General features: G+C 60.5%; 10 protein-coding genes. 4 read left to right on the top strand and 6 right to left on the bottom strand.

The features are described from left to right. The 4 genes from J7E41_RS12040 to J7E41_RS12025 form a co-directional block, all read right to left on the bottom strand. The coding region (locus J7E41_RS12040) for an Ig-like domain-containing protein (protein WP_251029467.1) at positions 1-788 on the bottom strand (788 nt) is incomplete at its 3' end. Between the two features lie 465 nt (positions 789-1,253). Next, positions 1,254-2,309 (bottom strand): alkene reductase, encoded by a 1,056-nt coding sequence (locus tag J7E41_RS12035; RefSeq protein WP_214993177.1) that lies wholly within the window; start codon positions 2,307-2,309, stop codon positions 1,254-1,256. A 25-nt stretch (positions 2,310-2,334) separates the two neighbouring features. Further along, positions 2,335-3,501 carry an MFS transporter gene (locus J7E41_RS12030; protein ID WP_214993175.1) on the bottom strand — a complete coding sequence of 389 codons (1,167 nt, stop codon included), beginning with the start codon at positions 3,499-3,501 and terminating at the stop codon, positions 2,335-2,337. A 13-nt stretch (positions 3,502-3,514) separates the two neighbouring features. Beyond that, complete coding sequence (locus J7E41_RS12025) at positions 3,515-3,829, bottom strand: ArsR/SmtB family transcription factor (RefSeq protein ID WP_169353279.1); 315 nt, start codon at positions 3,827-3,829, stop codon at positions 3,515-3,517. A gap of 157 nt (positions 3,830-3,986) precedes the next feature. Here J7E41_RS12025 and J7E41_RS12020 point away from each other — a divergent pair, with 157 nt between their 5' ends. Next, complete coding sequence (locus tag J7E41_RS12020) at positions 3,987-4,571, top strand: ACP phosphodiesterase (protein ID WP_214993173.1); 585 nt, start codon at positions 3,987-3,989, stop codon at positions 4,569-4,571. Positions 4,572-4,683: 112 nt separating this feature from the next. Here J7E41_RS12020 and J7E41_RS12015 read toward each other — a convergent pair whose 3' ends face one another. Next, positions 4,684-5,475, bottom strand: a complete 792-nt coding sequence (locus J7E41_RS12015) for a lysophospholipid acyltransferase family protein (protein WP_214993171.1) — start codon at positions 5,473-5,475, stop codon at positions 4,684-4,686. Further along, positions 5,475-6,230: an L-ornithine N(alpha)-acyltransferase gene (gene olsB, locus J7E41_RS12010; RefSeq protein WP_010176659.1), complete on the bottom strand. Its 756-nt coding sequence runs from the start codon at positions 6,228-6,230 to the stop codon at positions 5,475-5,477. Before olsB ends, J7E41_RS12015 begins: the two co-directional genes overlap by 1 nt. 131 nt (positions 6,231-6,361) lie before the next feature. On the opposite strand from olsB, the gene J7E41_RS12005 reads away from it, so the two are divergent. From J7E41_RS12005 to J7E41_RS11995, 3 genes are all read left to right on the top strand, one after another. Further along, entirely contained in the window at positions 6,362-7,246 is an 885-nt protein-coding gene (locus J7E41_RS12005) for an acyl-CoA dehydrogenase family protein (protein WP_214993169.1), read from the top strand. A 67-nt stretch (positions 7,247-7,313) separates the two neighbouring features. After that, positions 7,314-8,408, top strand: a complete 1,095-nt coding sequence (locus tag J7E41_RS12000) for a serine hydrolase domain-containing protein (protein ID WP_214993201.1) — start codon at positions 7,314-7,316, stop codon at positions 8,406-8,408. Beyond that, positions 8,405-8,719, top strand: coding sequence for an amidase (locus J7E41_RS11995; protein WP_214993166.1), 315 nt, complete (start codon positions 8,405-8,407; stop codon positions 8,717-8,719). Before J7E41_RS12000 ends, J7E41_RS11995 begins: the two co-directional genes overlap by 4 nt. Positions 8,720-8,865 lie beyond the last annotated feature (146 nt).

The raw sequence follows: 8,865 nt of genomic DNA, 5'->3' as shown, positions 1-8,865 counted from the left end.
CCGCCGCTGATGACCGTGCCCGATTCACCGTTATCGTCGTAAATCGATTCGATTACTGGCTTGCCAGAGGGTTTTTCAGGAACTCCGGTCACGTTCAGCACAAACGGCTCCGAATGTTCACCTCCGTGGGCTCTCACTGTGAATACGTGCTCGCCAGACGACAGTTGATTTGAATCAATCGTCCAATTGCCGTCTGCATCCGCTAAGGCCCTGGAGACAACCTGATTGTCTTCATACAGGTAAACGTAGGTGCCAGGCTCACCCTTGCCGGTGAAAGTCGGGGTGTCGTCGTCAGTATTACCATCGCTGATGATCGTGCCTGTTTCGCCCACATTGTCGTAAGCCGAGGTGATTATGGGTTGGGCGACTTCCATCGCCGTTACCGTCACATGGAACGGTTCGGAACCCTCACCTGCTTCGTTGACCACGGTAAAGGCATGTTCACCTGGCTCGATCAGGGTGTCGAAGAAAAATACCTGCAGGCTCCAGCCGCCTGCCTTGTCGACGAGCGTCTGTCCCAGTACCTGGCCGTTGTCGTAGATCGTCACTATTGAACCTGGCTCACCTCTGCCACGCAACGACGGAGCGGGATCGTCCATGCTGCCGCCGTTATTGACGATTTGCGAAGCGCCGTGTGTATCCAGTATCGCGGTGATCGACGGCGCTGATAACAGACCCGCCCCCAGACCGACCGGGTTGCTGCTGTTTAACATTTCGACCAGCGCACTTCCGACTCCTGCTTCAACAATCAACTGTGCTGGATTAATACTCTTGTCATTCGGGTTCATTTGAGATCCTTGATTATTTGTAATTGGATGTAATGATCTCTCCGGGCATGTACCTAACCGAAAAATGATCAGGGCTCCATCTGGGCAGAGAAAATCCTGAGCCACACAGGACATCTCCATGGATCCTGACTCTTGAGTGCACTGAACGAGGGGCGTTACATTTTTCTTGCGAAAAAGTTTCCGCTTAACTGAATGTATGATCACCGCCAACATTTGTGTGAGCAGTCGTTGTGCTGGCGAGGGAGTATTGGCGGGGGGCGACGCAAGCGTCGCTACGCTATATGGCGTCAATGGAAACGGCCCTCAACGAGGGCGCGTGACCGGATTGGTAGCAGCTTGGATTGACCTCAATACTGAGGCGCGGTAATCCGGCTAAGTCGTATAGCCTGAACCACCGTATACGGCGCCGTACGTAGGGTGATGAGAGGGCGGTGGTTGTGAGGCCACCCCACTCGATTCAGCAGATCAGAGTGCCAGGGTCGGATAGTCGATGTAGCCGACCGGACCTTTGGCGTAGAACGTTTCAGGATGCGCTTCGTTCAGTGGTGCATCGGCCTTCAGGCGAGCCGGCAGGTCCGGGTTGGCAATGAATGGCACACCAAAGGCTACCGCGTCTGCTTTGCCAGAGGCCAGCCAGGCATTGGCGCTGTCCTTGGTGAAGCGTTCGTTGACGATGTACGGGCCACCGAACGCTGCCTTGAGTTGTGGGCCCAGGCTGTCGCCGGCTTCTTTTTCACGGGAGCAAATGAAGGCGATGCCACGCTTGCCCAATTCACGAGCGAGGTAGGTGAAGGTTTCCGACAGGTTTTCATCGCCCATGTCGTGGGAATCAGCGCGTGGTGCCAAGTGCACGCCTACGCGGCCAGCGCCCCAGACTTCGATCACAGCGTCGGTCACTTCCAGCATTAAGCGTGCACGGTTTTCCAGGGAGCCGCCGTAGAGGTCGGTGCGCTGGTTGGTGCTGCTTTGCAGGAATTGATCAAGCAGGTAACCGTTGGCACCGTGCACTTCCACACCGTCAAAGCCGGCGGCCTTGGCGTTCTCGGCGCCTACGCGGTAAGCGTCGACGATGTCGGCAATTTCAGCGATCTCAAGAGCGCGCGGGGTAGGGTAGTCGGCCAGCGGACGTACCAGGCTGACGTGGCCTTTGGGTTGGATGGCACTTGGCGCAACTGGGGTTTCACCGTCCAGGTACGATTCGTGGGAGATCCGGCCGACGTGCCACAGTTGCAGGAAGATCTTGCCGCCTGCGCCGTGCACGGCCTTGGTTACGTTGGCCCAGCCGCGTACCTGGTCGTTGGACCAGATGCCCGGGGTGTCCGGATAACCCACGCCCATTGGCGTCACGGAAGTCGCTTCGCTGAGGATCAGCCCGGCGGACGCACGTTGTACGTAGTATTCAGCCATCAGCGCATTGGGAACGCGACCGGCGTCGGCACGGCAGCGGGTCAGCGGCGCCATGATGATGCGGTTCGACAGTTCCAGGTCGCCCAGTTTGATTGGGTCGAAAATAGTCGTCATGGGAAACACCCTTCTCTTTAGTTGATCAATTAGTCGCGGGAGCCAGGTCGGCATCGCCGCTCTGGCGGAAAGTAATCAGGGTCACCAGCAGGGCAAGGACCGCCAGGGCCGCAGCGGCCAACGGCACGCTGGTCAGGCCGAAACCGTGGGCAATCACGCTGCCGCCGACCCAGGCGCCGAGGGCATTGCCGACGTTGAAAGCGCCGATGTTCAAGGTGGACACCAGGTTGGGGGCTGCCTTGCCGAAGGTCACCACGTTGATCTGCAGCGCCGGTACGGCGGCAAACGAGGCGGTGGCCCAGAGGAACAGGGTGATTTCAGTCGGGATCACCGCGACGCTGGTCCAGGTCAGTACCGTGGAGACCACCGCCATACTGATAAACACGCCGATCAGGGTGGCCGCCAGGCGTTTGTCCGCCAGCTTGCCGCCGATGATGTTACCGACGGTCAAGCCGAGGCCGATCAGCAGCAGGGTCCAGGTCACGCCTTTGGGCGAGACGCCAGTGACATCTCCCAGCAACGGTGCAACGTAGGTGAAGAGGGTGAACATGGATGCCGAAAACAGCGCGGTCATGGTCAACGACAGCCAAATGCCCGCGCCCTTGAGAGCCTTGAGTTCGGCACGCATGTCGAGCTTTTCTTCATCGCGCTTGGCCGGCAGGAAGCGGATCAGACCGATCAGGGCGATCACACCAATCACGGTTACCGCCCAGAAGGTCGAGCGCCAGCCGGCTTCCTGACCCAGTGCGGTGCCCAGCGGCACACCGAGGACGTTAGCCAGGGTCAGGCCGGTGAACATCAGGGCCACGGCCGAAGCGCGCTTGTTGGCCGGCACCAGGTTGGCTGCCACCACTGAACCGATACCAAAGAAGGCACCGTGGCACAGCGCGGTGACCACACGGGCAAACATCAGCACGTTGTAGTCGCTGGCCATGGCGCAGAGCAGGTTGCCGATGATGAAAATGCCCATCAACACTACCAGTGCGGCCTTGCGGGGCAGCTTGGCGGTGGCCAGTGCCATGAAGGGCGCACCGATGGCTACGCCCAGGGCGTAGCCGGTCACCAGCCATCCGGCGCCGGGAATCGATACACCCAGGTCGGCCGCCACATCGGGCAGCAAACCCATGATGACGAACTCGGTGGTACCGATGGCGAAGGCGCTTAAGGCCAGGATGAGTAGCGAGAGGGGCATTGTCAGGTCCTTGTTACAGCGGTGTGCTGAGTTCTTCGGTGAGCGCTTTGAGGAAGGCTTGGATCACGTCCTCGTTGCGTTTGAAAAAATGCCATTGGCCGGCCTTCTGGCTGCTGATCAGTCCCGCCCGTTGCAAGTTGGCCAGGTGGGCCGACACGGTCGACTGGGACAAGCCGCAGCGTTGGTCGATCTGCCCGGCGCAAATGCCGTACTCGTGGTTGTGTAATTGCTCGGGGAACTGCACTTTCGGGTCTTTCAGCCAGTTGAGGATGTCTCGCCGTACTGGGTGCGCCAGGGCTTTTATTATTTCGTCGAGGTCGATGGACATGGCAGGGGTGCTCGGTTTTGGTAAAACGTTATATCGCGATGAAGCGAACTTTAAATCGGTACATTCCGATATACCAATATGATTTTGGTCTTAGGTCAGATTAAATCTGTATATCGGGTTATAACGATACGTTGACGGCAGTGCTAGACTGCGCGCCATGAATTATCTCGCACATCTGCACCTGGGCGGCCAACTTCCTGCTCAACTGCTCGGCAGCCTGTATGGCGACTTCGTTAAAGGTCGCCTGCAAGGCCAGTTCAGCCCGCAAATCGAGTCGGCGATTCAACTGCATCGCTCAATCGATCGCTACACCGACAGCCACCCGCTGGTAGGAGAGGCGCTGTCGCGTTTCAGCCTGACCCGTCGGCGCTACGCCGGGATTGTCCTCGATGTGTTTTTCGATCACTGCCTAGCGCGGGATTGGGCGTTGTATGCCGATCAGCCATTGGAGCGGTTTACGTCGCAGGTGTACCGGGTGCTCGCTGAAGAAACCGCGCTACCTGGGCGGTTGGCGCAGATTGCTCCGTATATGGCAGCAGACGACTGGTTGGGCTCTTACCGCGAGTTTGCGGTGATGGAACAGGTACTTCGGGGAATCGCTCGGCGCCTGACACGGCCTGAGGAGTTGAGCCATGCCATGCAGGAGTTGCGGCAGTTGTATGGGCCGCTGAGTGAGGATTTTCGGGTGTTCTATCCACAATTGCAGGTGTTTTCGAACAGCCAGCTGGCGGTGCAGATCTGAATGTGGGAGCTGGCTTGCCTGCGATAGCGGTCTGCCAGTTGATATCTCTATTGCTGACCCACCGCTTTCGCGAGCAAGCCCGCTCCCACATTTGAACCGTGTTCACATCACTTCAAGCTGCGAATGCTGGCCGTGCAGGCATCAACTCGGTCTCAGGCACCGCCCCAAACAACGCCTTCTGCACCGCTTGCTGCGCCTGAAACGCCAGCGCCGCACGCTCCTGCCCGTTACAGGCAATCGGCTTGAGCAGATGGATCTCCACATCCCCCTGATCATTACCAAATAGCCGCATCAGGTGCGAGAGCAAATCATCATCCCCAATAAACGGCGCCAGCGGATCAATCTGCCCATCGCGCAGATAACGAATCGCCACGGGCTGCAACGACACCTGGGCATCAATCGCACTGGCCAATAACCGCCCATGGAAAGTACGCAGGGCGCGGCCGTCGGTGGTAGTGCCCTCCGGGAACATCAGCAGCGGGTTCTTTTGCTCCAGATGTCGGGTCATCTGCTTGCGGATCAACTGGCTGTCACCCGAACCACGGCGGATAAACAGGCTGCCGGCCTTCGCTGCCAGCCAGCCAGCCACCGGCCAGGTGCGCACCTCAGCTTTGGACAGAAACGACATCGGCGCCACCATCCCCAGCAACGGGATATCGGTCCAGGACACATGATTGCTGACCCACAACATTGACTGTTGCGGCAACTCACCGTGAACCGTCACGCGAAAGGGCAGGGCATTGCCCAGCCGTGCCATGAAAAACCGCGACCAGCGCTGGCGCCGGACCATGGAGTTGGCGACCCCCAGGCGTTCGAACAGGCCAAACACACCGGCCATGCTCAGACCCAGGGCCACCACCAACAGCACGCGGGCGATCCGCCCGTAGACCCGAAGGCGGCTCATCACATGGCTGCCTTGAAGTGGCGGGCATAACGCGGGCACAGTTCGTCGCGCTTGAGCAGGATAAATACGTCGGCCACCTGGAAGTCTTCATCCCAGCACGGCTCGCCGCAAATCTTCGCACCCAGGCGCATGTAGGCCTTGAGTAAGGGCGGCATTTCGGCGATGACGTTGGACGGCAGGTCCAGCGCCGGCAGCGGCTTTTTCGGCTCGGCCCGCAGGTGTTCGTTGCACAGGTAGCGTTCACGCAGGCGCTGCATGATGGCGTGGGCCTGGATGCCGCCGTCGTGCATCGGGATGCTCGCGCAACCCATCAGGTAGCTGTAGCCGCCCTGGTTGAGGACTTCGGCCAATTCGCCCCACAATACGGCGATGGTGCCGCCGTTGCGGTAGGCCGGGTCGACGCAGGTGCGGCCGATTTCCAGGATCGGGCCTTTGAGGTGCAGCAGGCCGTGAAGGCTGAATTCTTCTTCACTGTAGAAGCGGCCCAAGGTGCTGGCGGCCTGGTGGTCGAGCAAACGGGTGGTGGCGACGAGTCGACCGCTGTTCAAATCCCGCACGCCGATGTGGCTGCAGTGAACATCATAGTCATCCATGTCCAGGCCCAGTTCCGCGCCTTTCAGCTTGGCGTTGAACTCGCCGCTGAACACGTTGAACCGCAGGGCCTGGGCTTCCTGCAAAGCCTGGGCGCCGATCAGGCGTTCGGCTTGCAGGCGGCGTTCATTGCCGGTGTCGCTGATGCGGGCGATCTGAGTCATGGCGAGTCTCCGAGTGCCGGCCAGGGTTGCGGCCGGTCGACTTGTTTGTGCAAAGTCAGGCTATGTACCCCCGGTGTCATCTCCATGAAGTTACGATGACGCTTAGATGACAGCCCTTTGAGGACGCCCCCATGCCTTGGCCCGCCTTGCTCGATTGCCCCGACCGTCTGCCCGCCCATGCCGACTTGGCCGAGGGCTATAGCGCTTTGTTACAGCGGCTGGGGCCTGTGGCCCCTTTCGAATTGGCAGTGCGGGGCGGGCATCTCATGACGACGCCGGGTCTGGCGTTTCTGGTGGGTTACCAAGCGGCGTTGCGCGCTCTGTGGCCCAGCGCACCCCATAGCCTCGGTGCCTTGTGTGTGACGGAGCAGCGCAGCCTGCGGCCGGTGGATCTGCAAACGCGCCTGGATGATTTGCGCCTGACGGGCCGCAAGGATTTCGTCACCGCCGGTGATGCTGCCGACTGGCTGTTGGTGGCCGCCCGTTGCGAAGGTCCTGATGAGAAACCGCGACTGAGCCTGGCGGTGGTCCTGGCCGGTGATTCGGGTGTGCGTCTGGAACCGCTGCCGGCCATCGCGCTGATGCCGGACATCAGTCATGGCCGGGTGCACCTGGATAACGTGTTGTGCGAGCGTTTGCCGGGAGACGGTTGGGACCATTACGTCAAACCCTTCCGCACCCTGGAAGACACGTATGTACTCAGTGCAATGACCGCCTGGCTCTATGGCGTCGGCCAGGAATGCGATTGGCCGCAGGGCCTGCGCCTGCAGTTGCTGGCATTGTTGGCGGGGTGCGCAGAGGTCAGTCGCCAGCCGACGGCGTCCGGGGCCGGGCATGTATTGCTGGGGGGCTTGTTTGCGCAGTTTGAGGCACTCAAAGGGCAGGTTAATGAGGCGCTGGTTAAAGGCCCTGAATCCTGGGCCACGATGTGGCAGCGCGATCAGGTGGTGCTGGACCTGGCGGCGGGCGCGAGGGCCAAACGGCTGGAGAAGGCTCTCAATCCTGCGCACAGCTGAGGTGTCGCCAAACCGTCATTTTCCTCGGCTAGGCTCGCGGGCTTGAATGCCCCCCGAGTTCCTCTCCATGGTCAAAGGCCTGTTTTGCGTCGCCTTGCTGTTATTCACCGCCACTGCCCGCGCCGAAAACTGGCCCACTAAAGACTGGTCTCAGGGGCAGTTACTCAGCGGTTCTGCCGTTCAGGCCCTGGAGGCCTACGCCTTTCCTGCGCGCGACGATGTCACCCGCAAGGGCATCCGTACCGATGCCTTACTGGTGATCCGTGACGGCCAGGTGATCTACGAACGCTATGCCACTCCAACCACCGCCAACACCCCGCACCTGACCTGGTCCATCAGCAAAAGCATCATGGCTACGGTGCTGGGCGTGGCCTTCAGCGATTACCGCTTTAAATTGAAAGACCCGGTCGCGCGCTTTTACCCGCCGATGAAACAACACCCGATGGTCACCATGGCCGACCTGCTGCACTGGGCCTCTGGCCTGGATTGGCAGGAAGACTATGAGTTCGCCCCGTTGAAGTCCTCAGTGGTGGCGATGCTCTATACCCGTGGCCGGGGCGATATGGCCGAGTTTGCGGCCGACACCGGCACCTTCAGCGGCCCCGGGCAGACTTTTCGTTATTCCAGCGGCGATACCAATCTGCTGTCCGCCGCTCTCAAAGGCATGCTCGGTCACAAGGCCTATGTCGATTACCCATGGACCGCGTTGTTCAAGCCTTTGGGTATTCGCAACGCCACCTGGGAAACCGATGCCGACGAAACCTTTGTCGCCTCGTCCTATGCCTACCTCACCGCCCGGGACCTGGCGAGGATCGGTCTGTTGATGCAACGGGACGGGCGCTGGGGCGAGCGGCAGTTGGTGCCCAAAGATTGGGTCGACTTCAACCGCCAGCCTTTCGATAAATACAGGGCGGGCCAGGACGAAGCGGTCCCCGGCGGCCACTGGTGGCTCAACCGCGAAGTGCAGGGCGCTGCCAGACCCTGGCCGGATGCCCCCGCTGATACCTTTGCGGCCCTTGGCCACTGGGGCCAGGCGCTGTATGTGATGCCCGACGCACAGTTGGTGATCGTGCGCTACGGTGATGACCGCGACGGCAGTTACCGTCACAACGAACTGCTCAAACGGGTAGTGGCCGCCGTGGCCCAACAGGTGCAGCCATGATCCGTCGCCATCCATTGATCAGCCTGTTGATCCTGTTGTTGCTCGCGCTGCTGGGTTGGATCTGGCACGAGCGGGTCAACCTGCAAGCCTTCCCCGACATCATTGCCGCCTACACCGCCAAGGAGTACTGCTCCTGCCGCTATGTGGAAGGCAACCCCGGCGAGTATTGCCAGGGTTATGTGAAGCAGTACGTGCCCACCAGCGCCTTTGCCGACGACCCGCAAAAGCGCCTCGTCACCGCCAGCGGACTGGGCCGCACCCACAGTGCCCAGTGGCTGGGTGAACGCCAGGGCTGCCGCCTGACGCCCTGATTGCGGCTGCTGCTGATCGGCTTTCTGTGGCGAGGGGGCTCGCCCCCGTTGGGCTGCGAAGCAGCCCCAAAACCTTCCACCCCAGTCTGTCTGGAAAAATGAAGCGGTCTTGCTGGGGCTGCTGCGCAGCCCAACGGGGTGTAGAA

This window comes from Pseudomonas fluorescens (genome assembly GCF_018614655.1).
Classification (GTDB): domain Bacteria; phylum Pseudomonadota; class Gammaproteobacteria; order Pseudomonadales; family Pseudomonadaceae; genus Aquipseudomonas; species Aquipseudomonas fluorescens_BX.
This window is presented reverse-complemented; position numbering and strand designations above follow the sequence as displayed.

Coding starts and splice junctions, on each gene's coding strand:
- J7E41_RS11995 (WP_214993166.1), top strand. CDS start 8,405: ATGATCCGTCGCCATCCATTGATCAGCCTGTTGATCCTGTTGTTGCTC.
- J7E41_RS12030 (WP_214993175.1), bottom strand. CDS start 3,501: ATGCCCCTCTCGCTACTCATCCTGGCCTTAAGCGCCTTCGCCATCGGT.
- olsB (WP_010176659.1), bottom strand. CDS start 6,230: ATGACTCAGATCGCCCGCATCAGCGACACCGGCAATGAACGCCGCCTG.
- J7E41_RS12025 (WP_169353279.1), bottom strand. CDS start 3,829: ATGTCCATCGACCTCGACGAAATAATAAAAGCCCTGGCGCACCCAGTA.
- J7E41_RS12035 (WP_214993177.1), bottom strand. CDS start 2,309: ATGACGACTATTTTCGACCCAATCAAACTGGGCGACCTGGAACTGTCG.
- J7E41_RS12000 (WP_214993201.1), top strand. CDS start 7,314: ATGGTCAAAGGCCTGTTTTGCGTCGCCTTGCTGTTATTCACCGCCACT.
- J7E41_RS12020 (WP_214993173.1), top strand. CDS start 3,987: ATGAATTATCTCGCACATCTGCACCTGGGCGGCCAACTTCCTGCTCAA.
- J7E41_RS12015 (WP_214993171.1), bottom strand. CDS start 5,475: ATGAGCCGCCTTCGGGTCTACGGGCGGATCGCCCGCGTGCTGTTGGTG.
- J7E41_RS12005 (WP_214993169.1), top strand. CDS start 6,362: ATGCCTTGGCCCGCCTTGCTCGATTGCCCCGACCGTCTGCCCGCCCAT.